General features: G+C 50.5%; 26 protein-coding genes. 6 read left to right on the top strand and 20 right to left on the bottom strand.

The window, feature by feature from the left end; genetic code table 11:
- Positions 1 to 2: 2 nt before the first annotated feature.
- The 4 genes from AAC022_RS07720 to AAC022_RS07705 all read right to left on the bottom strand — a co-directional run bounded on the left by AAC022_RS07720 (position 3) and on the right by AAC022_RS07705 (position 3,142).
- On the bottom strand, positions 3 to 809 hold the full coding sequence (locus AAC022_RS07720; protein ID WP_339729731.1) for a methyltransferase domain-containing protein: 807 nt from the start codon (positions 807 to 809) through the stop codon (positions 3 to 5).
- A 40-nt stretch (positions 810 to 849) separates the two neighbouring features.
- Positions 850 to 1,089 carry a hypothetical protein gene (locus tag AAC022_RS07715; protein WP_339729729.1) on the bottom strand — a complete coding sequence of 80 codons (240 nt, stop codon included), beginning with the start codon at positions 1,087 to 1,089 and terminating at the stop codon, positions 850 to 852.
- A 136-nt stretch (positions 1,090 to 1,225) separates the two neighbouring features.
- Positions 1,226 to 2,245: a TIM barrel protein gene (locus AAC022_RS07710; protein WP_339729727.1), complete on the bottom strand. Its 1,020-nt coding sequence runs from the start codon at positions 2,243 to 2,245 to the stop codon at positions 1,226 to 1,228.
- A gap of 162 nt (positions 2,246 to 2,407) precedes the next feature.
- A complete protein-coding gene (locus tag AAC022_RS07705) occupies positions 2,408 to 3,142 on the bottom strand; it encodes a GntR family transcriptional regulator (RefSeq protein ID WP_339729725.1) in 735 nt (244 codons plus the stop codon).
- A 255-nt stretch (positions 3,143 to 3,397) separates the two neighbouring features.
- Between AAC022_RS07705 and AAC022_RS07700 the strand changes: the two genes are divergently transcribed.
- Together AAC022_RS07700 and AAC022_RS07695 are read left to right on the top strand one after the other, a co-directional pair.
- Positions 3,398 to 4,678, top strand: coding sequence for a Gfo/Idh/MocA family oxidoreductase (locus AAC022_RS07700; protein WP_339729724.1), 1,281 nt, complete (start codon positions 3,398 to 3,400; stop codon positions 4,676 to 4,678).
- A gap of 82 nt (positions 4,679 to 4,760) precedes the next feature.
- The gene (locus AAC022_RS07695; RefSeq protein WP_339729722.1) at positions 4,761 to 6,167 is read left to right on the top strand and encodes an aspartate aminotransferase family protein; all 1,407 of its coding nucleotides are present in this window, start codon (positions 4,761 to 4,763) and stop codon (positions 6,165 to 6,167) included.
- A gap of 87 nt (positions 6,168 to 6,254) precedes the next feature.
- Here AAC022_RS07695 and AAC022_RS07690 read toward each other — a convergent pair whose 3' ends face one another.
- The 3 genes from AAC022_RS07690 to AAC022_RS07680 all read right to left on the bottom strand — a co-directional run bounded on the left by AAC022_RS07690 (position 6,255) and on the right by AAC022_RS07680 (position 9,727).
- On the bottom strand, positions 6,255 to 7,220 hold the full coding sequence (locus tag AAC022_RS07690) for a tetratricopeptide repeat protein (protein WP_339729721.1): 966 nt from the start codon (positions 7,218 to 7,220) through the stop codon (positions 6,255 to 6,257).
- Positions 7,221 to 7,431: 211 nt separating this feature from the next.
- The gene (locus tag AAC022_RS07685) at positions 7,432 to 8,892 is read right to left on the bottom strand and encodes an ATPase (RefSeq protein WP_339729719.1); all 1,461 of its coding nucleotides are present in this window, start codon (positions 8,890 to 8,892) and stop codon (positions 7,432 to 7,434) included.
- A gap of 151 nt (positions 8,893 to 9,043) precedes the next feature.
- Positions 9,044 to 9,727, bottom strand: a complete 684-nt coding sequence (locus AAC022_RS07680) for a hypothetical protein (protein ID WP_339729717.1) — start codon at positions 9,725 to 9,727, stop codon at positions 9,044 to 9,046.
- 687 nt (positions 9,728 to 10,414) lie between these two features.
- Here AAC022_RS07680 and AAC022_RS07675 point away from each other — a divergent pair.
- Positions 10,415 to 12,826, top strand: coding sequence for a Tex family protein (locus AAC022_RS07675; RefSeq protein ID WP_339729715.1), 2,412 nt, complete (start codon positions 10,415 to 10,417; stop codon positions 12,824 to 12,826).
- 47 nt (positions 12,827 to 12,873) lie between these two features.
- Positions 12,874 to 13,446 (top strand): RNA 2',3'-cyclic phosphodiesterase, encoded by a 573-nt coding sequence (thpR, locus tag AAC022_RS07670; RefSeq protein ID WP_339729712.1) that lies wholly within the window; start codon positions 12,874 to 12,876, stop codon positions 13,444 to 13,446.
- Here thpR and AAC022_RS07665 read toward each other — a convergent pair.
- From AAC022_RS07665 to aroE, 6 genes are all read right to left on the bottom strand, one after another.
- A complete protein-coding gene (locus tag AAC022_RS07665; RefSeq protein ID WP_339729710.1) occupies positions 13,443 to 14,336 on the bottom strand; it encodes an EamA family transporter in 894 nt (297 codons plus the stop codon). The two genes, thpR and AAC022_RS07665, sit on opposite strands and share 4 nt — an antisense overlap.
- Before the next feature lie 36 nt (positions 14,337 to 14,372).
- Positions 14,373 to 15,113, bottom strand: coding sequence for a 1-(5-phosphoribosyl)-5-[(5-phosphoribosylamino)methylideneamino]imidazole-4-carboxamide isomerase (hisA, locus tag AAC022_RS07660; RefSeq protein WP_339729709.1), 741 nt, complete (start codon positions 15,111 to 15,113; stop codon positions 14,373 to 14,375).
- A 36-nt stretch (positions 15,114 to 15,149) separates the two neighbouring features.
- On the bottom strand, positions 15,150 to 15,755 hold the full coding sequence (gene hisH, locus AAC022_RS07655) for an imidazole glycerol phosphate synthase subunit HisH (RefSeq protein ID WP_339729707.1): 606 nt from the start codon (positions 15,753 to 15,755) through the stop codon (positions 15,150 to 15,152).
- A gap of 151 nt (positions 15,756 to 15,906) precedes the next feature.
- Entirely contained in the window at positions 15,907 to 17,184 is a 1,278-nt protein-coding gene (locus AAC022_RS07650) for an A24 family peptidase (protein ID WP_339729704.1), read from the bottom strand.
- Positions 17,185 to 17,208: 24 nt separating this feature from the next.
- Entirely contained in the window at positions 17,209 to 17,736 is a 528-nt protein-coding gene (locus AAC022_RS07645; protein WP_339729701.1) for a shikimate kinase, read from the bottom strand.
- 12 nt (positions 17,737 to 17,748) lie between these two features.
- Complete coding sequence (gene aroE / locus AAC022_RS07640; protein WP_339729699.1) at positions 17,749 to 19,245, bottom strand: shikimate dehydrogenase; 1,497 nt, start codon at positions 19,243 to 19,245, stop codon at positions 17,749 to 17,751.
- A 284-nt stretch (positions 19,246 to 19,529) separates the two neighbouring features.
- Here aroE and AAC022_RS07635 point away from each other — a divergent pair, with 284 nt between their 5' ends.
- Positions 19,530 to 20,021 (top strand): cupin domain-containing protein, encoded by a 492-nt coding sequence (locus tag AAC022_RS07635; protein ID WP_339729696.1) that lies wholly within the window; start codon positions 19,530 to 19,532, stop codon positions 20,019 to 20,021.
- Complete coding sequence (locus AAC022_RS07630; protein ID WP_339729694.1) at positions 19,999 to 20,571, top strand: TetR/AcrR family transcriptional regulator; 573 nt, start codon at positions 19,999 to 20,001, stop codon at positions 20,569 to 20,571. The genes AAC022_RS07635 and AAC022_RS07630 overlap by 23 nt, the downstream gene beginning before the upstream one ends.
- Positions 20,572 to 20,895: 324 nt before the next feature.
- Here the strand turns inward: AAC022_RS07630 and AAC022_RS07625 are convergent, their stop codons facing one another.
- The 7 genes from AAC022_RS07625 to AAC022_RS07595 all read right to left on the bottom strand — a co-directional run bounded on the left by AAC022_RS07625 (position 20,896) and on the right by AAC022_RS07595 (position 26,964).
- Complete coding sequence (locus AAC022_RS07625; RefSeq protein ID WP_339729692.1) at positions 20,896 to 21,534, bottom strand: family 16 glycoside hydrolase; 639 nt, start codon at positions 21,532 to 21,534, stop codon at positions 20,896 to 20,898.
- Positions 21,535 to 21,792: 258 nt separating this feature from the next.
- Positions 21,793 to 22,620, bottom strand: coding sequence for a DUF2262 domain-containing protein (locus AAC022_RS07620; RefSeq protein ID WP_339729690.1), 828 nt, complete (start codon positions 22,618 to 22,620; stop codon positions 21,793 to 21,795).
- Between the two features lie 7 nt (positions 22,621 to 22,627).
- Positions 22,628 to 22,792, bottom strand: a complete 165-nt coding sequence (locus AAC022_RS07615) for a hypothetical protein (protein ID WP_339729688.1) — start codon at positions 22,790 to 22,792, stop codon at positions 22,628 to 22,630.
- Positions 22,793 to 22,890: 98 nt separating this feature from the next.
- Positions 22,891 to 24,234, bottom strand: a complete 1,344-nt coding sequence (locus tag AAC022_RS07610) for a DUF1501 domain-containing protein (RefSeq protein ID WP_339729686.1) — start codon at positions 24,232 to 24,234, stop codon at positions 22,891 to 22,893.
- Between the two features lie 498 nt (positions 24,235 to 24,732).
- Positions 24,733 to 25,143 (bottom strand): hypothetical protein, encoded by a 411-nt coding sequence (locus tag AAC022_RS07605; RefSeq protein ID WP_339729684.1) that lies wholly within the window; start codon positions 25,141 to 25,143, stop codon positions 24,733 to 24,735.
- Positions 25,144 to 25,266: 123 nt separating this feature from the next.
- The gene (locus AAC022_RS07600; RefSeq protein WP_339729683.1) at positions 25,267 to 26,238 is read right to left on the bottom strand and encodes a DUF1559 domain-containing protein; all 972 of its coding nucleotides are present in this window, start codon (positions 26,236 to 26,238) and stop codon (positions 25,267 to 25,269) included.
- Between the two features lie 540 nt (positions 26,239 to 26,778).
- Complete coding sequence (locus AAC022_RS07595) at positions 26,779 to 26,964, bottom strand: hypothetical protein (protein WP_339729681.1); 186 nt, start codon at positions 26,962 to 26,964, stop codon at positions 26,779 to 26,781.
- Between the last annotated feature and the right edge of the window lie 34 nt (positions 26,965 to 26,998).

Genomic DNA, 26,998 nt, shown 5'->3' with positions numbered 1-26,998 from the left:
GCTTATTCCTCAGCAGTTTTCTCAAAGACCAGGATGTGCTGGCGAGGTAAAACCCCTATGGTCTGCTGCCATTTCAGATTCAGCTCCGGGCGGGAGACTTCTTTTTTCGCTTGCGCTTCAGACATTTTGTGCACGAGTTTAATCGGAACCGCGGGGTCTTCTTTGCGATATTCCACTAGCACAACCCGCCCTTTGGGTTTGAGGGCTTTGGAAATTTCAAGCATCATCTCATAAGGAAATTCAAACTCGTGATAGACGTCAACCATGATCGCCAGATCGATCGACTCAGGTTTGAGGCCGGGAGCTTTTTGAGTTCCCAGAACAGGCTGAATATTTTCCACGCCCACTTTCTGGAGTTTCTTCGCCAGCAGGTCGAGCATCTCCTGTTGCACATCGACAGCATAGACTTTGCCGCCTGGACTCACATGCTCGGCCAGGATCACGGAGATCACACCACTGCCCGCGCCGATATCTGCGATCGCCATTCCCGGCTGCAGCTTTAAGGCTTTGGGAAGCAGCGACAACCGTTCTTCCTGCTCACGTGAAATCCGTTCGAGCCAGGGAGCCCCTTGATAACCCATCACGCGGGCAATTTCGCGACCTCGATAGAACTTGCCGATACCATTGGGATCATGATCCCGCTTATATAAATAAAGCGGATTTTCATCGAACTGCGGATCCGACTTGGATGCCGCACCCGCTGGTTCCTGTGCGTTTGCGGGTAAGGTAAATGAAACGCCTGCTAGAGAAAAACAGAGAAACCAGATGAAAGTGATTCGCGATGACCATTTCTTCAACGTGTTCTGCATAGTAAATCCTCTGGTTAAATCTTCTGGCAGGTAAAACAGATCAGGAGACAAGTTCTCCTGTTTCCGGGTTCCGCTCATGACGCTGCATAATATCGGCCCACTCTTCCTCTGGGACTTCCTTTGCTTCATCAATCAGCATTACGGGAATGCCATCCTGTATCGGATACTTGAGCCGCGTGGCTGGATCGACCGAAACCAGAAAATCGCCATCACAGACGAGTTTTGCTTTTGTTTTCGGGCAGGCGATAATATCCTGCAGGTTTTGTGGATCAAACGACATTGTTTTTTACTCTTAAACGACTTTGATTTTATTGTAGCAAAGGAACGGGGCGATCGACAGTTTTTTCTGAAACCGAAGTTTCCTGTCTTTCGCCCCCTGATGTCTCCACACAGTGATTTAGAAACCACGCTATGATTTAGAAACCACGCAGCTCCTGAATATCCTTGAACGTACGCAGATCATAATCGATACCCACATAATCCAGAACAGAACAGAGCGCCCGGACCGCCACACCAATTCCGTCAGGGCCACTGAAGCCGCCAAACTGGCCGCCCCCTTTCAAGTGCGGTTCCACTTCCAGGAAGACTCCAGGCACGCCCAGTTTCTTCATTTTCTTTTCCATCTTCGGCAGCATCTCACGCAGTTCACGCAAGACAACCTCGTGGCCGGCATCACCTACGTTGGCCGGTACAAAGTTCTTCAAGCGTTCTTCATCAACAACACCCGTCCATTCCAGGCTTGTATCGACGGCGTAATCTTTGATGTGCAGCCAGCCCATTGATTTACTCATATCATGAAACTCGCTCAAGCACTGCATCGCATCTTTATTCTGAGCAGCAATATTCCCGCCATCGTAAATCGTGACCATATTCGATCGTTTGACTTTCCGAGCGAGTTCCGCCAGCAGTGGCCCGGTTTCACCAATCAGGTTCGGTTCGATCTCCAGACCATAGACCAGTCCCTCTTTCGCACACAGATCCACAATCTGACCAATCTGATCGACGGCCTGATTCATGTACGGTTTGGGATCTTCACCTTTGGGAGGATAAAACGAGAAACCACGAATCAGTTTCGTCCCCAGAGTGGTCGCTGCGTTGATCGTGTTCGCAACTTCCTTTTTCAAATATTCCTTGAAGGGAACAAATACATTATGGGAGCCATCGTCTTTGTCAACCAGTTTGATTTTACCGACGCGAGCGCCGATGCTGGTGACATTTATGCCATACTCGTCATGCATTTTGAGCAGCGCTTTGTATTCTGATTTATTCAGGTCCACAACATGCTTGATGTTGCCGTCGCCGTTCACGTCAATAAAACGCGGGCTGTAATACCGTAGCCCCAAAGCAGAAAGTGCCACCATTTGTTCGATGGCTGTTTTATGATTGGCTGCTTCATCTGCAAATGCACTTAAAATCACACGTGGATTATCTGACATAACGTTTATTTGCCTTTTATTTCTAAATCTAAACAAGATACGACTGCGCTGTTGGTATTCACCAGATTGAAGTCATTTTTGACAGGTTTCAGCTAAGTTTCAAGAGCTACGAGAAGATCCGACTCGCTTTTCAACGGCATTTCACAATTTCAACTGAATCTGTCACACAATCAAACGATCGGGCCGCATCCGGGATGCATTTCGTAAATGCATGGTCATCGCCGCAGCTGCCGTCTCGGAATCGTGGTTGTTTAATGAGTCCAGGAGAACAGTATGATCATATAACCCACGAATCATAATTTCGGGAGACTCGTCGGCTGCGGAATAGGAAACCCGTTTATAACTCCAGCATTTATGAATCGCTTCGCAAATCGGCAAATTGCCACAATGATCGGCGATACTCAAGTGCAAAGCATAATCGAACGCGCGGGAGGCGGCCCCCCAGTTCTGTAAGTGTGCGCTGGATAAATCGCCGTCCTCGTACTGCTGCTGACAGATTTTGACATCAGCCGCTAGAGCCTGTAATCGCGTTAACTCTGCTTCAGTCATCTTTTGTGCGGCCATCGCAGCAGCAGAGGGTTCCAGTAACAGGCGCAGTTCATGAATTTCAACTAACCAGTTTTCGGCCCCTTCTCTCACGACGGCCCGGTGATTTTTCTGTTGAATCACAATGCCATCGGCCTGCAACCGCGCCAGCGCCTGCACCACGGGTGTACGACTGACGCCGATTTCCCGGGCCAGCTGTGTGCTTTTCAATTCGGTTCCGCCGGGGAGTTCACAACGGATGATACGCAATAGCAGCTTCTGGTAAACTTCATCAACGAGTGACGGACTCTCCTCTTCCTCAATGACATTTTGTCCATTCATATCGACCACAATAGAAAGACCTTTATTCACGAGACTCTCATTTCAGTTGGAATCATAGGATGAAAACCAGGGCACGGTCAGCTACGAACAGACTCGTGAAAACCCGGAATTCTTCGGCCAATACACGGCAGAAGAGTCTTGACAATCCCACTTGCAATGCCTAAAGTGAATTCACTTTCAAGAATTTCGCAGCTTTGTTAAGTTTCATTATTCTTTATTATAGTAATATAACTGAAATTACCAGCCATTTAAATCCCATATACTGAATTCACTTAAGGATATCTTATGAGCACCGCGGAAAACCAGAAGAAACTCAAAGCGGGTCTGGTCGGATTTGGAATGATTGTCGACGAGACGTACCGTCCTTTTTTTGAAAGCGTCCATGAAACGGGCCTCTATCAACGCGCGACGGGCCCCGTCGATGTCTCTCTGGATGCGGTCGCGACCCGTACCGGCTTCCGGGCGGAAAAATATCTGGCGGAACGCGGAGAGAAAGTAGGTGGCTTCCAAAGTTACGCCGGAGACAACGCGATTGAAGAGATGGCTGCGGCAGGGTTGAATTTCGCTTGTGTAGCGTCTCCCGATGACCGACACTTTGATTCCTGTAAAAAACTGCTGGAAGCGGGTACGCACCTGATCGTGGAAAAGCCTTCGGTTTTAAAACTGCAGCAACTGGATGAACTGGTCGCGCTGGCTGAGAAAAATAATGTGACCGCCAAAGTGGTGTATCACAAACTCTTCGACCCCGATCACAAAAAACTCCGCACGCTCGTATATGATGATGTGCTGCAACATGTGAATAGCGGCTACTGCTCTTTGTTGGAGCCCAAATCGATTTCCGGAAAACAGTTTGCCCAATGGATCACGGGGCGCAATCCTGGAACCTATGTGGCCGTGCATTATATTAAGCTGATTGATTTCACCTTCGGTGGAAAGCTGAAAACAATCACTGCTTCCGGTCAGCGTGGTTTGGTTGGCGACAAAGACGGCCCGACCTGGGACAGTTGCCAGATGCGGATGGTTTATGAGTACGAGTCTGGCCGCGAAGCCGCATTTGACATTCACACGTCCTGGGTCACGCCGGACAACTTCCCTGGTTATGTCGAACAGGAAGTCCAGTTCCGTTTCGACAACGGTTTATGGAACGGCCATTCGCGCAAGCGAGGCGTCGAGTGCACGGTAGAAGACAAAACTCCCTTTGAAATTAAAAACTCGATGAATAATCACTTCAATGGAACTTTCGTCGAGCCGTGGAATGAACGTTCACAACGGGGTTACGGAATTGAAGTCATTGAACAGTTTGCCCGCGAAGTCGCACAAATTGAATTTGGCGGCCCGGAATCGGAACGTCAACAACGTCTGGAACAAGTCCGCTCGTTGAGCTACAACGATTTATCCGCAGACCGCCAGACCGTCGCCGCCGTACAGGCTTTGGAAGCGATTCTGGAAAAACACGTGCAAGGCGAACCCGACTGTGTTGTCCGTGTGAACGACGACCAGGGAGGCTTGGTGCTTTATCGTCCTGGTTCGTCGGAAGCCGAAGTGCTCTATGAGGGAACCGTTTAATTCACAGCAGTGATTAAAGACTTACTGCTTCAAATATTTGTAATCCATTTTTATCACCCCTTGTCATCCAAAAGAGAAAACCATGACTACAGCCATTCAGTTTGACAATGAAAATCAATCTAATGCCGTTCGCCAGGATCTGTTTCAGACAGAATCATTGGCTTTAAGAACCTTCACCCCCAGTCAGGCGGTACTGGCAAAATCAGCGGGCTGCTATCACTGGACGCCTGAAGGGCGTCGCCTGTATGACTTCACTTCGGGCGTACTGGTCGCCAACCTGGGGCACAACCCGCGCCGCTGGATGAAACGCTTCAGTGAATACCTGGGTTGGAAACCGGAACACATTAGCGGCGAAGGAGAAGGTGCTTATTTTGAAGCGGCCACGCTGACTGCGTATAACGCGGTCACCGAAATTGAAACGGAAGCCAGCAAGCGTCTGATCGCCAACATTCAATCTTTCAAAGGGGGCAATCGTTGCGACAAAGTCATGTGGGCCGCTTCCGGATCCGAAGCCGTGCAGAAAGCACTCTGGGCATGTCTGCACCGTGATCCCCAGCGGGATATTATTCTGGCGACACGTTATGGATTCCACGGAAAAAAAGGGTTGGCAGGTGCCGTCACCGGTTCGGAAACAGACGCTGATCGAGATCCTCGCGTAAAGTTCATCAGCTTTCCTCGTACTGAATGCGATGATATCACTAAATGCGGTGATACCCTGGATACTGCCGCCTACCAGAAGGAACTCGAAGATCTCTGGACCGAATTTGGAACGCGGATTAACTGTCTAATTACCGAGCCTTATCTGGGTGGCGGGGGAAGTTATCATCCGCAAGTCGAATACCATAAAGTGCTGCAGGACTTCTGTCGGGCACACGACATCATGTTGATCTTCGATGAAGTACAGGCCAACTTTGGTCGCACCGGCTGCATGTATGCATTTGAGAAATACCAGGTGGAACCCGATTTTGTCGTGCTTGGTAAAGGTCTTGGAAATGGAGTTCCCGTCGCGGCTGCCGTCGGTCGAGATGATGTGATTGCCAGCCTGAACTATGGCGAAGCCTCTGACACCTGGAGTGCCAACCCGCTCTCCTCTGCTGCCGTCCTGGCAACTCTGGATGAGTTCGAAGGAACGGATGTGATGGACAACACCCAGAAGCTTTCGCAGCTGTATATCGATGGCCTGCAGAGCCTCAAAGAAACGGGTGTGATCGCCAAAGTTCGTGGCGAAGGCATGGTCTTCGGAATCGAATGTGCCGAACTGGGTGGCAAAACCAGCCAGGAAGTCGCCATTGAGCTCGTCAAAATTTGCTACCTGGGTGAAGCAGGTGGAGACGGGATTCATCTGCTCGGAGCATTGGCCGGTAATGTCTTACGCGTCAGCCCGCCGATGACGATGACAGAAGATGAAGCACGAGCATCGATTGCACTATTGAAACGTTTATGCCTGAAACTGGCAGAGCAACTGCAAGGGGCAGCCGCTTCTGCTTAATGGCAAATGAGAGACGATCAACGAAACAGGCCCCGATTCACATCGGGGCCTGTTTTTTTTTGTTTGATTAGTCAGATCAACTTAGTTCTAAAACTGTCGTTGATTATGCCACTGCTCCAACTGCTCTGCCGTCAGATCGGGCGGCGGTGTAGTTCCGGCACGAGTGGCTGACTTGGGAGCGGTCGAGATGCCTGCCGGGCTCATGCCTTTGGAGACACCCGATGCGCGCCGTTTCACTTGGGCTGTTTTTTTCTGTTTTGTTTTTGAATAGGAAGCCTGCTGGGCTCCTGTATCCTTGCCTGTAGCACCACCGGTTGTCACGCCGGCCAGCATCAGACGATTCTCTTTTTCACGACGAATTTCGTCGAGCCAGTACTGAGCTTCGTTGAATTCCGGTTTGAGCACAACGGCCTGGAGGAACTGCTGCTCACTGGCCTGCAGTTGCCCCCGGTCTCTGAGAATGTAACCAATGTTATAATGGGCTTCGGCTTCGCCGACCGCACGAATCAAATGTGGCATAGCTCCCTGGTAGTTGCCAGCAGACGCCATGGTGATTCCCAATTGATAGCGAATATTTTTATCGGCTGGTGCTGACTTGACAGCGTCGCTCAACAGTACAATCGCCTGATCCCACTTTTCCTCAGCCGCATAAAACTGGCCGATACTGGCACGGACCTTGGGGTCTTCGGGGGCCATTTCCAGTGCTTTTTGAAATCCTTTTTCAGCGGCTCCTTTTCGACCGGCCACCTGATCCAGGCGTGCCAGACCAAGGACGGCTTCAATTGATTTCGGGTTCTGCCCTAAAGCCACTTCATAGGAAGAACGGGCGGCGTTCACATCACCCATTTTTTCCTGAAGTTGTCCGTGAGTAATATAAAACTTATCTGGATTCTTCAGTTTCTGCCTGGCAACCGAGACCTTCTCTTTCAAAGTCGTTGGTGTTTCATCTGTACTGGCAACAAATTTTTCGCGCATGGAAGAGCAACCGGTGCATACCAGTAATGCACAAGCGATTCCAGCGATCCATGCCTGTTTTGTCATCCGTACTGACATTCTATTACCTCCGTGAGGTGCACTTACAAAACTTGAATTGTGGATTCTTCATGATTGCCTTCCAATGGCGGCCACTCTTGACTCTGCACTGTCTGATGAAGCCATCCGTGATGACAGATCAGAAAGATAAGACAAGCGTGATCATGAATGAATCTGGTTGCTTTAAGGAGCCTTCAATAAAAGGCTTACTAAAGATATTGCAGGAGAGAAGTTATATCTGACAGAAGAAACGTTGTGCCGCTTCTGATATGAGCTGAGTAGAAATGATGGGGTCCTGTCCTTTAAATCGACAGATTGATTGAAGAATCTCCAGTAAATCTCGCGGGTCACTGGATCTGGGCGACTTTCCCTGGTTGTAGTAAGTGTCGTATAGATAACTTACAAAGACTGGGCTAAAACCTATGCCCCGTTGGCGACAACAGAGCCGAGTGATCTCTGTGAAAACTTCCCGGGAAGGAGCACTGATTTCAATCTTATGACGAATGCGACGCAGAAACGCTTCATCAACCAGATCCTTAGGATCCAGGTTGGTCGAGAACACGATTAATTGTTCAAACGGGATGGAAAATTTCTTTCCGGTCGCCAGCGTTAAATAATCGATCCGATCCTCGAGCGGCATAATCCACCGGTTGAGCAGGTCTTTGGGACTGACCAACTGTCTCCCGAAGTCATCGATCAGAAAGACGCCCCCATTGGCTTTGATGTGTAGCGGCGCCGTATAAAAATTGCTGGCTTTGTTATACCGCAAATCGAGCATTTCCAGATTCAACTCGCCGCCGGTAATCACGACGGGACGCCTGATGCGTCGCCAGCGCAAGTCCGTATCTGGTTTGACCCAGTCTTTCATTTCAGGAATTCTGCCAGCATTTTTCGGATCGGTATTGTTACGTTCTTCCAGTTCATGATCGTCGGTCGTTTGATGAATGGTCGGATCAAACAGCGTAATGATGCTGTTCTCCATCTGTAACGCATAGGGAACATAGATTTCACCCCCCTGACGATTCAGAAAACGGCCCAAACCTTTGGCAATCAATGTTTTCCCGTTACCCGGTGGCCCGTAGATAAAAATAGACCGCCCACTGCAGACCGCGGGTCCCAATTCATCCAGCAAACCTTCACGGATGATAAAATCTGAAAAGGCCGCTTCCAGCCCTTCCGGCGTACATTCGATGCCTACGACGGTCTGTAATTGACACTGCCGCACATAAGCCTCTAAGGGCACCGGAGCGGGACCAACATAACGGCATTGTTCAAAAGCCTCTCGCGCACGGATCCGGCCAAGTTCGGTCAGATTAAAACGATAGGAAGAACGACCCATCATATTACCGGAGGTGACTTCAATGCACTTATCATCTTTCAGAAAAGCAAGCGCCATATCGATAATGCTGAACGGCAGATGCGCGCTACGGGAGATTTCAATTCCCAACGCGCTCCCCTGTAAATACAACTGCTTTAAAACCAGATTACATAACTGAATTAAAGACAAACCGGTCTCTTCCAGCGTTTGTGGTGCGGGAATCACATCCCGCTGACGAATCCCCTCGAAGGGAATCTTGTCTGCGGGTGACTCTGGCTCAGCAACACTGCGCGAGTCGGACGTGGTCTGGTTTTTCTGAAACAGATCACTGTAAAGATCGGTCAGGTCGTGGTTTTTCGTGGTTGGACGAAGCACCTGTTCTGAAGATTCTTCGTTCTCCAGGGATGACTCCTCGGAAGGATTGCAAGATTCCTCGTCGGTCGGGCGATCTATCATTACTGGTTTACGGTTACGCTAACTGGAACAGGGAATTCGATCAGAATGAACAGTGAGACAACAGCCAGACTTAATTACCGCCGTTCGCTGCTGTACCACCTCCGGCAGTATATTGAATGCGTGGCGCTAAAATCGAACCGACATACGCACGGTATTTCAGATCTTCTTCACGAGCTGGTCGGCCATAAGTGGGAGACAACCTTAACATTGTGGATGGCACATTCTGATCGCCAACCATCTCCGAAGCCGCGTATTGTACATTCGCCAGACGTTCCTGGCTGGTAATCGAATCATTCGCCGTCTGTACAAAAATGGTGCGACGTCTTTCAGGAGCGTGCTCCAAAATCCAGCGCAGATGTAATATGCCCGCTTCCGTCAGCTTGTTTCCCTCTGGCTCAAAGTAATAGGCATACAAGGTTGTCTGGTCGGTCCAGCCATTCTGTATTTGCCGTTCCATCACATCTCGGACATACCCCTTATCATCACAATTGTATGGGTAAGGCCAAAAGGTTGCGCTATGATATTTGTTCCAGAAGCGCCGAGGTGGGCCGGTTGGTCGAGGGTAGGGAGGCCAGAGTTCGCCAAATTTATATTTCTGACGCGACCCAACAGGTCGTGCTGCGCGCTCTGCCCATTTTGCTTCTTTCTCCTCTTTGGAACAAAAAGGCCAACCCGCTTGCGCATCGAGGCCATTTGTCAGGCTAACCACAAACAAGATAAGAAGATACGTGTTAATTTTGACGGCCGGCGTCATGCCATCCCCCCCCTGAAATGACTGTACTGGAATCACCCGTCCGTTGACGCAAGTTGTTTTTGCGTAAGCGCAGACCGATGATTACTCGAGATTGTCCTTTGGTCTTTTATCGGCAGAGGAGAGGTCCGGTCCTAACGAGAAAAACGATTCTGCCGAGAGAATGAGAGAGATAATTTCATGCACTAACGACTCCTTGATTCGTAAATATATTCCCTCCCGCATGCGATTCAAACACAGTCAGAAAATGAACACAGCCAGATGATCCGAATTTCAGAACTGACTGGTAATCAAATGAAAAACATGTTCAGGAAGGGTTCCTTGAAGATCTGTTCTGCTCCGTCAAAATCACCCAGATTAAAAAGACCATTAATAAATTCCGCGGTGTATAAAAATCGCGTTGCGTGTGTCCTGTTTTGGTCAGCGTGAGCCTATCAAACTCAAGCCTGGCTCACTACACTTTCAAGTGAAACAACTCTATCGACTCAGGTGTTGTGGAACGGGCATTTCTATTTTTTCTCAAAACAGTTATTCTTAATAGAGAGTCGTGTAGTAGAGCCTGTTATTTTTCAGATTCCTAATTCAAGTTTTCGAAACCATTGATCGGGACGAATCGAGATCAAAATGGATGCGGTTGAGATAAAAAAGAATCATTCCAGCACCATCTTCTCTGCACAAGATGCAGAGAAGATGGCATCGGAATTGAATCTCACATCACAGCAGATCCTGAATGTGATTGCATTGCTGGATGAAGGGAATACGGTTCCCTTTATTACCCGCTATCGTAAAGAACGGACGGGCAATCTTGATGAAGTTCAAATTCGTGATATCCAAAAGCGAGTTCAATCGAAACGACAAATCTGGGAGCGTGCATCAACCATCCTGCGTTTAATCGAAGCGCAACAGAAAATGACTCCCTCGTTAAAAGCGGAAATCGAAAAAGCCGATACTCTGAAGCGACTGGAAGATCTTTACCGACCCTATCGCCCCAAAAGAACATCCCGCGCGGCAATCGCCCGTAAGCATGGATTCGAACCTTTGGCCGATGCGATCTGGGCTGGTGACGCCACTGTTCAAAATCTGACCGAGGCAGCAAAACAATATACCAAAGCCGAAGAAGGCGCCCGCACGACAGACGAGGTCCTCAAAGGGGCCGCCGATATCCTGGCTGAAAAAATTGGTGAAGACCCTGATGTGCGTGATATCTCGCGCAAGATCGGTTGGCGGTCCGGGAGCCTGACGATAACGGCTACCAAGAAAGCAGAAGAATCAGGCCAGGAATATCGCGACTATTTCAATTACTCGGAACAGGTCGTTAAAGTGCCCCATCATCGCACGATGGCGATGAACCGCGGAGAAAAATCAGGCGCATTACGGGTCCGGTTCGAATGGGCGGAAGATTCGGCCTGTCTGTCAATCATCCGTCATTTGAATCTGAACGATCACCGCTTCAATTCATTTTTAAAAGAGGTCGTTCTCGACGCGTTACAGCGTTTAATTCTGCCCAGCCTCGATCGTGAAATTCGTCGCGAACTGACGGAAAAAGCGGAAAAACATGCGGTGTCGGTGTTCGCCCAGAACTTGAAAAACTTACTGCTGCAACCGCCGCTGCAAGGCGAACGGATACTGGCCATCGATCCTGGTTTACGCACAGGCTGTAAGCTTGCCGTACTGGATGAGATGGGAAACTGTGTTGCCACCGATCTGGTATATGTCACCGGTTCTGCAGATAAAAAAGATTACGCCCGCAACAAACTGTCCGAGATGATGACCGAACATCAATGCAAGCTGGTCGCGATCGGCAACGGGACTGCCTGCCGGGAAACGGAAGAGATCATCACTGAGATGATCGAGCAGAACTTGCCCGAAGCACGGTATTTAATCGTGAATGAAGCGGGCGCCAGTATTTATTCTGCCAGTCCGGTTGCCCGCGAAGAATTTCCCGATCTGGACGCAACGATTCGAGGCACGATTTCGATCGGTCGCCGTCTGCAGGATCCGTTGAGCGAACTGGTCAAAATCGATCCACAGCACCTGGGGGTCGGCATGTACCAGCATGATGTGAATTCGAAGCGTCTGAAAGAATCACTGGATGAAGTGATTGAATCGTGCGTGAATTACGTCGGCGTGAATTTGAATACCGCCAGTGCTTCTCTGTTACGTCACGTATCGGGTATGAATCAGTTGATCGCCCGCAGGATTACCGAATGGCGCGATAATCATGGTTCGTTTCTGAATCGGAAACAACTGCTCGACGTCGCCGGGATTGGTGATGCCACATTTACACAGGCTGCCGGATTTTTAAAAATCAATGCGGGTGATGAACCGCTCGACTCCACCTGGATTCATCCGGAAAGTTACGAGCACGCCCATAAAGTTTTCACGCAACTTGATCTACCTGAGAACAGCTTGAAGGCATCGGCCAGCGATCGTGCTTCGATCGTGGAAAAGGTCAGCCAGATCGACAAACAGGATCTGAGCCAAAATTTAAGCATCGGCTTACCGACGCTGGAAGATATTCTGGAAGCGATTGTACGTCCCCGCCGTGATCCACGTTCCGACTTACCCGGTCCGATCTTCAAGCAGGGAGTACTGAAGCTCGAGCAACTGGTTGAAGGCATGGAACTGCAAGGCACGGTTTTGAATGTGGTCGACTTTGGTGCGTTTGTGGATGTGGGTCTTAAAGACAGCGCCCTGATTCACGTCAGCGAGATGGCCAATCACTTCATCGAAAACCCGTATCAGTTTGTCTCAGTCGGCGACGTGATTACAGCCTGGGTACTGGGTGTAGACCTGGAACGCCGCCGGGTCTCGTTGACATTGATCAAACCGGGCACCGATCGTCAGCCCAAAAAAGCACAACGTCCAAAACCGAGTCAGTCCAAACCAGCTCAGCGCTCCAAACAACCGGAAAAAACAGAGACGGCAAAACCAGCAACCACTCCTCCCGGCAGTCAAAGCAAACCACCTCGAAAAAAACGAAAAAAAACTGGCAAACAGGGACCGCCGCCAGCTAAACTGACGGATGAAATGAAAACCGGAGATCAGCCCCTGCAGGGCTTCGACCAACTGAAAACACTTTGGAACCAGAAGAAGAAATAGGAAAATCCACGTTTCGCTTCTCCACCGGAACGCAAGCCAGATCAATCATGATGCACTCCAATAAACGCACACGCACCTTTATCGCCGTCCCCATTGAACCACCTCGGGGTCTTAAGAAATTAATGCAAAAACTGGAGCAACTCGGCTCGGCAGTGAGACCGATTCCCACAGACCAGATGCATATCACGCTGAAGTTTCTGGGGCCGACGGAACTGGAAGACATCATGCCCATCAGCACAATTCTGAAAAAGATGCGGACTGAATTCCCACGCATGAAACTGGCGTTCAAAGGTCTGGGAGCCTTCCCCCGTGCCGATCACCCGAATGTCATCTGGGCCGGTATCACGGATCCCACTGTGTTAACCGAGATGGTCAACTTCCTCGAACGGGAAACAGGAAAACTAGGCTATCCTCCCGAACGCAAAGTCTTCCATCCGCACCTGACTCTGGCCCGTGTGAAAGCCAAACCCCCCGAAACACTGTTTGAGATACTTCGGGACCGCGAGAACGCGGAATGGGGCGAAGCGACGGTCGATACGCTCAAGTTTTATCAGTCCGAACTGAAAGCAGAACGATCGCATTATCATGAAATGCAAACTGTAAAGCTCGCTTCGCGCTAAGCATTTACTGGTTTTAGAATCTGTTTCGGTCGGAAAAATAGAAACCGTACGAGTAGTCCGAGAACAATCAGCGAACAGCCGATGAGCGTCGGAATCGAAACGGTCTCGCCCCAGAACAGCCAGACCCAGATCGGATTTAAAATCGGTTCAATCAGCACCAGTAGCGCGGCTTCCTGCGAATTCACAGTTTTGACTGCATGCGAAAAGACGACGTAGGGAGTTCCCATCTGAACCACTCCCAGTGTCGCGAGCAGAAACAGCTGCAGCCCCGTCAATGATATTCCCAGGTTCAAGACCCAAGGCGCGATGATCGCAGCAGAGACCAACAGACAGAGCGCTACCAGCCAGGCCGGATGTTCGTCGCGCAAGACGCGAAAGAAAATCACGACCAGCGCATAAGAAATTCCGCTCAGCAGCGCAATCAGGTTACCCGCATAATTCTTGCCCGACCAGTCCCCAGCCACAATACAGAGGATGCCGACCATCACAATGAACATCGCCAGAATTGAGCCGCGTTCAATGCGTTCCTTTAAAAACAGCAGACCGAACAACATCGCCCAAACGATACTCGTATTCTGCAGAAAAATCGCAGCGGCGGCGGAGGTTTTTGTCATCGCGGTCATGAACAGTAAATTCATTGAAGCAAAGGCGATCAACAGCGGAATCAGACCGGGACGCCAGCGCACATATTTGAATTTCACAAACGGCAGCAAAAACAGCCCGGCAAACAACGCGCGATAACAGGCCAGAATCAAGCCTCGGTCTACTTCGGGAATCGATTGAAAGGGAGGTGACTTGATAAACACGCCACTCAGGCTCCAGAGCACGGAAGCCAGTAATACCAGCATCCGCGCCCGGAACAGTTTTCCCTGGTCAACTTCATCCGTCATAGAATGCCATCCATTCCTGCAGCCAGGAAAATGCGCTTATGAAGTTGCAGCAGCGATGGCATCGGGAACGGTAATCGTCCCTTCATACAAGGCCCGGCCAATAATCGCACCGACTAATTTTGGTTGCGTGCGACTGACTTCCGCCAGACGTGTGACGTCTTTCAGTGTCGTCACACCGCCCGAAGCAATCACGGGCAGACCGAGCTCTGCTAACGCGATCATATCCTGAATGGTGCCTTCGTCGACGCCCTGCATCATGCCATCATTGGCAATATTCGTGTAAATGACGGCTGCCAGTTCGACACCCACATATTCCTTAGCCAGATCAATGGCCGAGGTTGCCGAGACATCAAGCCAGCCTTCAGTAGCGACTTTTGAATCGCGGGCATCCAGTCCCAGTGCCAGTCGATTGGGGTAGCGCTGGACCATCTCTTTGAACCACTGCGGATCTTTGAGTGCCTGCGTGCCCACAATCACGCGATCGATGCCCACGTCGTCCAGCATCATCTTAATGGAAGCTTCATCTCGAATGCCGCCCCCCATCTGACAGGGAACGGAAACTGATTCCACAATCTTCCGGACCACTTCCTGATTGACGGGCTTACCCGCTTTCGCGCCATCCAGGTCAACCAGATGCAAACGTGAAGCGCCGCCATCTGCCCAGCGACGGGCCATTTCGGTCGGATCATCGCCGAATATGGTTTCCTGACCGTAATCGCCTTGTCGCAGACGAACGCATTTGCCTCCCCGGATATCGATGGCGGGCAGTATTTCCATAGCTGAGCTGACTTTCTTTTTTCAGTAGAACGTAGTTTAGAATGAAGCAAAATTCTGCAGCAGCTTCAGTCCCGCGTCTTGACTTTTCTCGGGATGAAACTGTGAAGCGACGACATTGTCACGGGCCACCATCGAGGCAAAGCGGCAACCATAGTCGGTCCAGGCGGCGACATCCGATTCATTTTCGGGCACCACATAATAGCTGTGAACAAAATAGAAGTATTCGTGTTCGGGAATGCCTTCCAGAATCGGGTGCGGAGCCGATCGATCAATCTGGTTCCAGCCCATGTGTGGAATTTTCAGATCGGGTTGATCCTCGAAACGCACGACCTTTCCCGGAATGATCCCCAGCCCCTCGTATTCGCCGTCTTCATAGCTGACATCAAACAGCAGCTGCAGACCGAGGCAGATTCCCAGAAACGGCTTACCGGAATTGACGTGTTCCTGAATCGGTTCGACCAGCGAATGCTGCTGGAGTGCCTGAATCGCATCCCGAAAGGCGCCCACGCCGGGCAGAACAAGTTTGGTCGCCTGAGAAATTTCTTCCGGCTTTGAACAGATAACGGCTTCCGCGCCAACCTTTTCAAAGGCTTTCTGAACGCTCCTCAGATTTCCCATTCCGTAATCGACGATTGTAATCATAGTTTTTTCTTATTCCCGGTCTCAATCTAATACGCACATTGACGCCGTGATGACACATTCGACATCGCAAAGTTCAGCGCGTGCCGCCGATTCTAGTGTTTGCTATCGTTTTTGTGAATGATGCCCACAAAAAGCATTCATTTTGGGAAACTTACCGCCCTTTTTTCCATTGATGGTAGTATTGTGTACCCCGCCCTGCTCGGGTATGCGAGTCGGTGTTGAGATCCCAGCGCCCCTGGTTTTCATCCACATTTTCCCCCTCTTGATAAGTCAACGTATCGGCGGAGGTCCATTCTTCCAGCCATTCTTCCTGATAATACAAGGGAATCCCCAGCATCCACTTCATCATCTGAGTAATCAGCAGACAGGCGGTCAGTAAGATCAGCATCAGAATCGCAAGGACTGGCAAGAGCGGCCCCAAGTGACAAAAGCGTTCCGCCAGCGGCCAAATTTTCGGCCAGCCCAGCAGTACCAGCAACGCGCCCAGACTGAGATACGGTCCGAACGGAATTTCGCGAGACTGTTTAAAAAAGATGGAAACGGCAACCACCGCCAATGCACACAGAGGTGAGATCACAAACACAGTGACCGTTGCCTGCCATCCCAGGAAGCTACCGATGACGGCCATCAAAATCACATCGCCAAAACCCATCGCTTCCTGTCGTAACGTCCACTGGCCGATGATGCGGACCGCCCAGACGACGCCGCCACCGACGATCAACCCGACCAGACTCACCGCCAGACCATGCAGATGCGGATAGAGGGCGACCCACTGGGGCACTTGCTCGACGTTGAAGCTGGCGCGATACTGTTCTGGAAAATACAGCCCCATTAAACGAACGGCTGACGGTTCCTGAAACCAGACCGGCACCAGATACAACATGCCAAATAGGAATGATCCCACCACGCCAATGAACATCGCAGGCATCGTCGCCCCATCGGGGATAATCTTAAGATCGAAGTCGATGAAAGTGGCGATCATCAATGATTCGATCAACACCAGATGAAAGGCATATCGCAAATTGAGCAGCGCAACCGGCGTTAGCCAGGAGTTTATCGCTGCCGGATCGGGAGCATACGCGGAAAACAGGCCGCTGTCCTGCAAGGTAGACTGCACGCTGAGTGGCACTTCCGCGCAATACAGGAGGACAAAGATTAGACCGTTTAATAGTTCCACCAGCGCTTCGCGCTGAGAACGTTTATAAGGAAAGGTCGAATTGCGTGACCGCGTCAGAAAAACGCCGACGATGGGAATGTGATAACGCGACCAGAGATGACGCATGCGACGTGCAACGCGTTTCCAGGCGGCGCCCACCTTTTCTTCGCGAGGAATCTCTTCGATACAGATATTGACAATCCGTCCCAGCACTGCGCCCAGCAGAAACAACAGCAAGAGTATCAGATTGGGATCGATGCCAAAGGGAGTCATATCGGGGAAAACTTTCGTTGTACCTTAATCGGTTGAATCCAGAGACGTCATAATTTCATCGACGATTTGGGAAACGGTTTTGGAATCAGTCTCGACCGTGCTGGTCGCTGCTTCCCGATACAGTGGTTCGCGCTGATCGAGTAGATTATGAATTTCTTCGCGCTGGGAAGCACTGGATGTCAACGCGGGGCGTCGGCTGGCCGTGGTGACATCCTCTGAAATTCGTTGTTCCAGCGCTGCCACACTCGCTCTGAGCCAGATCACCGGTCCGGCTTCGCGCATTTCTTTGCGTGTCTCGGCATTCAGAATCGCACCGCCGCCAGCGGCAATGATCAGCTTGTCACGAGCGAGCAGGCTCTGCATGACTTCGCGTTCCCACTGACGAAAACGGGGTTCCCCGTCCTCGGCAAAGATTTCCGTGATGGATTTCCCGGCGACCCGTTCGATTTCGTCGTCGGCATCGATCCACGAAAAACCGAGTCGTTCGGCCAGTGGCGCAGCGACACTGCTTTTACCACTGCCGCGATAGCCGATTAATGTGATGACTGACATTGCAAGACTCCCTTAGAGTTTTCCAACAGCGGAAATCCCTTTTCGCAGCGTATTCCGCATGACTTCCAGGGGAGGTTCTTTTCCGGTAAACAGTTTGTACTGGGCAGCCGCCTGGCGGACGAACATTTCAATTCCAGAAACGGTCTTGCAACCTCGTTCTCGCGCCTGTTTGAGGAGCAGTGTATTCTCTGGATTATAAACGGTGTCGAAGACCAGCATCTCTTCTTGCAGAAAATTCTGCGCAAACGGCGTTTCATTGACCTTGGGATGCATGCCGACCGAAGTTCCGTTGACCAGAATATCATAACGACCGCTGCCCCGGTTTTCCCAGGTACAGTAAGCACAGCCCAGATCCTTGGCCAGTTTCTCACCCCGTTCACGGCTTCGGTTGGAAATCGTCAACACACCACCGGCAGCAAGAATGCCTGCACCAATCGCCCGCGAAACACCGCCGGCTCCTAACAGCAGGACCTGCTTGCCGTCAATCGGATCTGACGTCGCATCCCCTTCGGGATCGAGACCAAGTCGGATACTGTCGAGAGCCGCATCGTAGTCGGTATTGCGAGCCTGCCAGACATTGTCGCTGTCACGAAACAGCGTGTTGGCTACGCCCATCGCTTGCGATGCAGGATCCGCTTTCCCCGCCAGTTTGAGAGCACCCGCTTTATGGGGAATCGTGACACTATACCCCTGCACGTTGAGCCATTCAAACTCTTTCAACGTTTCCGGCAGCCGGTCTTTGGGCACGCGAAACGGCAAATAGACGGCGTCCAGTTTGTCGTGGCGAAACGCGAGGTTGTGAATCAACGGGCTCAGGCTATGTGCAATCGGATCGCCGATCACCCCATAAACGGGCGTCTCAGGACCAATCTCGTCATAACGATATATCCGTGTCATTTCGGAAAAGGAAAGTTGACCCGGTGCCAGTTCCCGTTCGCGACTGAACGTGGCATAAGTAAAAGGAGACCCATATTTGCCACAGAGAATCCGGCTGATCACGCCATATTCTCCCATACAGAAACCAATGGTCGGCACCTTGGCATTGGCCACCAGTTTCAGCATGCGAATCGAATCACCGGGCGAATTGGCCATCGTGACCAGCTTGACAATATCGGGATCTTTCCCGCAGAGCGAGGCGTAGATTTCTTCGAGGTCGTCGGGCGTTTCATCAAAGTTGTGATGACTGATGATGCGTTTGGTTTTGCCATAACGGGGAATCGTGTCGGCGATGTCATCTTCAATATCGACATATTCCACTCCCGAAACGATGGCCGTTCTGAGCAACGCCTGACGCTGTTCTTCAGACCGGTTCCAGCGTCCTTTATCTTCTGGCCTGCGGCAGGTGACGACGACGGGCGTAGGACGGTCTTTAATCAGACGGTCCACATCAGGAGCACGCGCGATCCAGTCCAAACGCAACTCCACCAGTTCCGCCCCTTTTTCTGCCAGGGAGCGGTGTTCCATCATCACCATTTTGTGCCGGGTTCGACCGATGCTGACACAAATCATTGAATTACTTCAGCTTTCTATTCTGATCTGAACTCTCTGCAAACACGGTGACAGACATACTGTCCGCTGCAGAGAGACGAAATAACAACTTAGCGAGTTCACAGTGTAACCAATATCTTACCCTGACTCAAACAAGTGTCTACGTGTCTCAGCCCTTAACCGCAAACGGTTCGCGTTGTATCGATTATACCGAATTCCAGATTACAATTGACTTAATGTAACGACCGTTATATAACGTTCGTTACATTAACGAGGATTTACTATACCACTCTTGGAGAAATCACATGAAAGACGTCTCAGATCAAGTTCGCCACGGTCAGGGATTTGACAGTTTCGAATCGGGGCCGCTGGAAAGCTGGACTCAATTTCGGCTTGTCCCCCCCGAGGCACCCCGGCCCGTTCGTGGAAAATATTTCCTCAAAAAGTTACTGAATACGGAAGGCCTGGAGATGTCCATCAACTCACTTCCGCCAGGGGGAGCGATGCCGTTTGTGCATCGGCACGTCAAGAATGATGAGATTTATTTCATCATCAAAGGTACCGGGCAGTTTCAGGCAGGCGCTGAAGTGATTGACGTCGCGGAAGGATTCTTTATCCGACTTTCGCCGGAAGTGCCCCGAGTCTGGCGAAACAATTCCACCGAGCCGTTATACTATCTGGTGATCCAATACCATTCAGACAGCCGCATCGAGGGTGGCACAACGGATGGAGAATTAGACGACCAGCCCATCGCATGGCTGCAAGGACCTGAGGATGAACCAACCCACAGAACGTAAAACACGCTCACGGAATAAAATTCTGGACGCCGCCCTGCGAATGTTTAAGCGACAGGGTTACGTGGGCAGCGGCGTCGATGGCATCATGGAAGAAGCCGGCATGACCTCCGGCGCCTTCTATGGCCACTTCGATTCGAAGTCGGATGTCCTGGGTGCCAGTCTGGTGCATGCCTTCATCGAAGATCAAGCCGCGATGAATGGTGCGCTCAGTAAAGCGGAGACGCCGGAAGAGCTGGCAAATATTATGCTGCGTTACCTTTCCAGTAAACACTGCGAGAATGCGGAGGAAGGCTGTTCGATCCCTCCCCTGCTATCCGATCTGGGTCGCGCCGATACACAGACCAAAGCACAGTTCGAAGATGTCATCAACTGGCTGACCGAGCAATTCATGGTACGGTCCGGCGGCAAATTCACCCGGCAGGAAATTCTCTCCACGCTGGCGCTTTGCTTCGGCGGACTGGCGTTGGCCCGCGCGGTGAAGTCCCCTGCTCTGTCACGACAGATTCTGTCGGCGTGCCGCAAGAATTTACCATTGAAGAAGGACGAGTGAGTTTCATTTCATGAGCGGAATGGCGCTAGCCACCGTTTTTTCGAAGGTGTATTAACTCACACAACGGCGGCTAGCGCCGTACCGCTCATGGGGATCTGAGCTGAATCAACGAACTGGTACCTTTCACTGAAACTTCCTGCTCGCTGCGCTCGGCCCGAATTACATTCGGGCCCACCCGAAAGTTAGAACATTGGGGGTGGTCCCTGATACAATCCGGGATTGACCGAGGCAACAGAAGGTAGCAGTGAAAACGAACAAATCAGGAAGTCAGAACGATTCCACACCGCGGGCGGACACATGAATCCGCCCCTACGCTAGATCCCTTTAATCATCCAGATTCCAGGCAGTCAGATCGTCGAGCAAAAGTGCATTGCCTTTCATGATGAATCGATAGCCGGTTTTCTTGCTGTCCAATGAAGGATGCTGCCCCTCTACTTTTAAACCATTGTCGATTTGGGCGACCACTTTGTCTCCCTGCATTTCCAGTTGCAGTGTGTACCACTTGACAGGATCAATTTTTGCTTTGGCTTGCGCTAACGTAATCGGCTTGGACTGGGGGTCTTTTTTATTTTTGTCAGTCCGCAGCGTCATGCCTTTCTGGTCGATCATAATGCGGAATAGATGCCCTTGGGGATGATTCAGGCTCACATGAAAAAACTTCGCATCCTTGAGCTGGAAGGAACAGCGGAGAGCTGAATTCCGATGTGGCAGTTTCCAAGTCAACACGGCCGCATGTTTGTCGGCCTTCAGTTCTTTACCGGTGAGCACGCCGTCTGTGATCGTCCATTCCCCTTTATTCGCCGCCCATTGTTTGCCGAGTTTTTTACCATCGAAGGTCTCGGTCTGAGTCGGTTTGTCAATTTTGGTCAGCACGGGTTTGAGATCCGCATTCTTTTCGGCTTTCAGTAGAGTCGGAACCAGGAATGTCAGGGCCAGACAAAGGCAAGCGGCTTGTTTTTGCATAGTGACAACTTTCTTGAAGCGAGAATTTTCAGTTTGAATTGACGAGAGATCCTATTGTAAACAACGGCGTTCCATCAGGGCCATCATAATCGGTAACTTCTTCTGTCGGTTGGCTGTGATAACCACGAAGGAAAAAGCTCCCGTGGGCGACCACACAAGGTCGCCTCTGCTACAAAATGGATGGCGATGACTTGCCATTTCCGTTCGAGTTCTCTGACAGATTCCTGCTCGCTACGCTCGACCCGGCTTATGAGTAGCTCAACCAGGTGTATCCGCATCCGTTAATCCTTCGGCCAAATTTCCACTAATCTGGATTGCATGACCCCAGAAAAGGTCGCCATCATTGTGCCAGAATTCAAAGTTACCGTCAGAGTAGATCGTAATTGTCTCAATCACCATCCGATTCTTGAACTCGTCTGGTGTGACTTCCGCCTCGTCTTCCTCCAGCCATAACCCGTTCTTACTCTCGAGTAACTCTTTGACTGCAAAGTCCTTAACCCGTACTGACCATTCGATCTCCTGTTCCCAGAGTTTTCGGGCAACATCCAGTGTTTTCTGGACATCGTCAGCATCATCACAAGATAAATCCAAGTCAACCTCAACACCTCCCCACTTCACAGTCGCACGATACCAGTCCACCGTGCGATCCAAAGTCAAATTGCCAAACTGTGGATCAATGAGAATCACCGGCTCCTGTAATTCCTCGGCGATCTGCGATAATTCTGAATCCATTTCTACTATTGAAATCAGTTCCGATGCCAGTCCCTGCAAGTAACCACCGGGATGCTGTCCCAGGCGTGCCTTAATTTTTAAGACTGAATAGCCCTTGATTCCATTCATATAGTCAGAGAGTACTTCTTCTGACACCGGAAATTCGACTCGCAATTTTTCTCGGTTGACTTCCCCTGCAGCATTTTTCCAGGCTTCCAGGTGCACCACTAGATACCAGGCATCACTGACTCCCTTGACCCCACCAGCGCCACTTTGACCAACCAGACCTATGATTATTTCTTCAGGAATCTGTTCGATCTGGCGCTGAAACTCCAGTGCATTCCGTTCCAGTTCTGCAAACGGGTCCTCAGCCATAGTATTTTCATCCTTTTTGAAAGCTACTGGAAAGCGAGTCGTTTCGAATGAAATTCGGGATTGTAGCAGCCAACGGAAGAACCTCAGAATCATTGAGTAATGCAGCAGAAAACGTTCCCCCGTTATACAGGCTGATATTGTGGATCCCAAATAGAAAATCAGTCGCATCCATTAACCGTTTCCTGCTCGCTGCGCTCGGCCCGGATATGCATCCGGGCCCACCCATTCTTTCTTTCGTGCTTTTCGTGTTTTTCGTGGTAGAAAAAAAATTCAGATCAGCTCTGCGATCGGTTCGCGGATATCGAGCGTGTATTGCGGGCGGCCGGCGGGATCGGAAACTGTAGTGGTCATGGGGTCGATACCCAGTTGACGGTAGAGTGTGGCGAAGACATTCTGATAATGTAGTGGGCGATCCTGAGGGACTTCGCCCAGGCGATTGGTGGAACCGATGACCTGCCCCATTCGCATGCCGCCACCAGCCAATAGTGCGCACGAGGCCTGCGGCCAGTGATCGCGGCCGGCGTCCTTGTTGATGCGGGGTGTGCGTCCAAATTCTCCCCAGGCAATCACGCTGACATCGTTTTGCAATCCGCGTGCGTGCAGATCTTCCACAAGCGCTGTGATTCCCTGATCAAACTTCGCCAACTGCAAAGGCAGCCGCGCAAAATTCGAATGATGGCGGTCCCAGCTGCCAAAGGAAAGTGTGACACAGCGGACGCCCGCTTCGACCAGGCGGCGGGCCATCAGGAATTGATCCAGCCAGTGGGGGCCGGCGTCTTCTCCAAAGGCGGGAGAGTTATCACCTCGACCATAGCGATCTCGGACGGCGGGCGTTTCTTTGTCGAGGTCCATCGCTTCCACCAGCCTGCTTGATGTCAAAACGTCGAAGGCCCGTTGTGAGAAAGCATCCATTCCGTCGTAAGCCGCGTCTGTGGAATTGCGGAATGTATCGAAGCCTGACAGCAACGCTTTGCGATCGCGGAGCCGATCCAGCGAGATGCCTTGCAGACGCATGTTATCCATGCCTTCGCCCGTCGGCTGCAGTGCCTCATGCGATTTACCGAGAAAACCGGAGAAGCCGGGATTAGAATAGGGATCATGCTTACTTTTGATACTCAAACCAACAAACGGCGGGACGGCTTTGTCGACTGGTCCCTGCACTTTGGAGAGGACAGAACCGAGTGAAGGATGTCCCGACTGCCGTCCCTCGCCACCAATGGGCCAGCCGCTCATGCAGAGATCAGAAGCGTGTTGATCGGGGCAGCCGTGCAGGGAGCGAATGATGGCGAATTTATCCATCATCGTGGCCAGTCGCGGCAGATGTTCGCAAATCTGGATGCCGGGAATATTCGTGTCGATCGGTTTAAAGTCACCGCGAATTTCCGCTGGTGCTTCCATCTTCAGATCGTACATATCCTGATGAGAGGGACCACCAGAGAGGTAAATCATGATGACCGCTTTGTGACCTAGTGGCTTAGCTGTTACACCCGCTTGTGCTTCTGCCTGCAAGATCTGAGGCAAAGAAAGCCCTCCCAGCGCCAGACCACCAATCTTGAGGAATTGCCTCCTTGATCCGTCACATTGTCTCTGTTGCTGTCCCAGGATCGAGAGCATCGTGTTCTTCTCCAAAGCGCTGCAGGAAAGATTTCACATCGGATTGAATTGCCGTAACTCGATGCAATTTTACTAGCGGGAGGATTCTTTTGGCTACCACGAAAGGATCGAAATCACACGTTTTTTTGGATTGCGACGGTTCCAGTATGGGGAGAAAACAGAGGACCTCTGCCCTTTGGCTTTACTGATTACTCACGATTCTTGTGAGCGGAATGGCGCGAGCCACCGTTTTTTGAAACGCATCTATTCTCGTCAAACGGCGACTTGCGCCGTGCCGCTCAATAAGTTGAAATCTTGAAAGAACTAATTGACCGGTTTGTGAACTCGCATATTGCGATTTTGAGAGAAATACAGAAGGATTGAAGCCGAAAGTAATGCAGCCAGAGTGAACTGCACTTACCATCGAAAAAAGAGGGGCTTTGTCTTAACCCCTCTTTGAAACTCAGGCGACTGCCATGAAATCTCAAACCAATTTCATGAGCGGTCTCACACCCCCACTCATTTTTTGGGTGGTTTAATTTCCTTGCCTTCCAGATTGAAAGTCAGTGTTTCGGTCGTAGCCTCAACCTGCTCTTTCAATTCTGTCTTGGTATTATAGTTCGCGGGAATGTACTGATAAAAAACAGGCTCGGGCTCAGGAACCCGCTCTTCTTGTCGCGAAAAGCCGGCAGGCTTTTCCGCAGTGACGATCACTTTTTTTTCTCCGGGGGTGGTCCTCAGGGTAAATACACCATTTGTGATATCACCGGCATCGGTCACGCCCGCTGCTGTCATCAGGGATATTTTTCCATCCGATATCGGTTCACCATTCCAAGTCACTTGACCGGAAATACTCTGGTGACCATCGTCGGCTGTTCCACAGCCCATTAAAAAGCAAGTGGCCATTGTCAGTAGAGTTGAATATTTCATAAAGCGCGATTTCTTTTCTGTTTCTGCCAGAATGATCGAGTCTCGTTGGCATACTGTTTTCAATAGAAACCACGTTCAGGCACAGACGTTGTGCGTGAACGGATCAAATGAAGTGGTCGATGCTTAGTATTCGCCGACAACCAATCCCTCACTGCGACCAGCAAGAGCACGATAGGTTCCCAAGTCTACATTTTCGCTAATAAAGCGGACAGAACCATCACCCAGTGCAACGTGCACGCCGCCGGTGTGCCAACTCCGAAGCGAGACGACATGTTTGTGATATTCTTGCCCACCGATACCACCTTCTGGAGGAGACTGCGTGCAGCGTGCTCCGAGGTTTGCTCCCAGGTCGGCATGACAGCGAAGCAATTCATCATCATTTTGAGTATTTGGATTGTAATACGCGGTAAAACCAGTACCCATTACGTTACCGGTACGTCCCATTGCTCCCCACGTGTTATAGCGAACGGGAGTAATGATTTCTCCCACCATCAGGGTATTTGATAATCCATCCCGGCAATCACGAAACTTAACGGCACGGTCGAATTCAAACATGCCGGCTTTACCAACAGTGGTCACTCCCCGTGTTAGTGTTCGCGCATCATAGGTTGTTGTCCCGAAGCAAACGACGTAGTTATAAATTCGAGCACCCCATGTGGTATTGGTACTTTCCGTCGAAATCTCATCATCTGAAGCGCAAACGAATACAGGAATCCGTTCCAGGCGTTGCTCTCGGTTGACGGTCGAATTTCCATTTGAACGGACACTCCAGTTAATGGTGTTGTACATGGGAGCCTGATCAATATAAGGGAGAATACGAGAAGCGTAACCCCAACAATCTCGGTTAAAGTTTAAAGGCGAGCCATTATGTTCTGATGTTGATTGAACGCCTCCCAGGGGAAGCGACTGAAATGTTTCGTGGTAGTTGTGCATTGCCAGACCAATTTGTTTCAACTGGTTCTTGCATTGTGAACGGCGGGCTGCTTCTCTGGCTTGCTGAACAGCAGGCAGCAGCAGTGCGATCAGAATGGCGATGATTGCAATCACAACCAGCAATTCGATCAGGGTAAAACCAGATTTACGTTGGATCTTCATAAAGACTTCTCCAGTATCAAGAATTGAAAGAAAGGATATATGGAATGAACCAGGAAATAATGGAGTGCATCCTTTCGGCGCATAAAAAAGACTGATTTCCCAAATCAGTTCAATTAGTCTACCCGTCCCCGCCTTTTTGTCAACGCCATTTATGAAATGCCACTTCATTAATCAAGTCGTTATATATTAAGAACTTATGAATATTACTCAAATATTTTTTCACAAATTTCCACGAGGGATTTACCTCAGGCCGATTGGTATGAGCCCGAATGGTGACCTCAAACTGCCTGGTAAGATTTATTGGTCTCAGTCGAGCCTCGTTGAATACGAGACGGTCTGAGAGGGTGATTCAGCACTAACTGGAAGTCGCCACTGGGCTAATTTTTGCTACCACGAAAGGCACGAAAATACACGAATAAATGGCATGAGTCCGTTCCTGTACAGTGAGAACTTGTTGGAGGACTGTTTACTTTAAGCGACTGATTTGCTGACGATTCTTGTAAGCGGAATGGCGACAGTTACCGTTATCTAAAACATGGGCTACACACCAACGGCGGCTCGCGCCGTGCCGCTCAGTGGATTGGCTAATTTGATCACTTCTACTGCTCGATTTTCATCTGCGGGCTGCTTGTTGTCATCGATTAGAATTTGATCGCGCGGGCCAATGCGCTCGTGTGGGGTCGGTCGATTCTGTCTGCCGATTCGGTGCTGTTCTTCTTTCATCATGGAGGATCTGTTGATGTTGTTCTGGTGTGTGCTT

It is taken from the genome of uncultured Gimesia sp., assembly GCF_963976445.1.
Classification (GTDB): Bacteria; Planctomycetota; Planctomycetia; order Planctomycetales; family Planctomycetaceae; genus Gimesia.
This window is presented reverse-complemented; position numbering and strand designations above follow the sequence as displayed.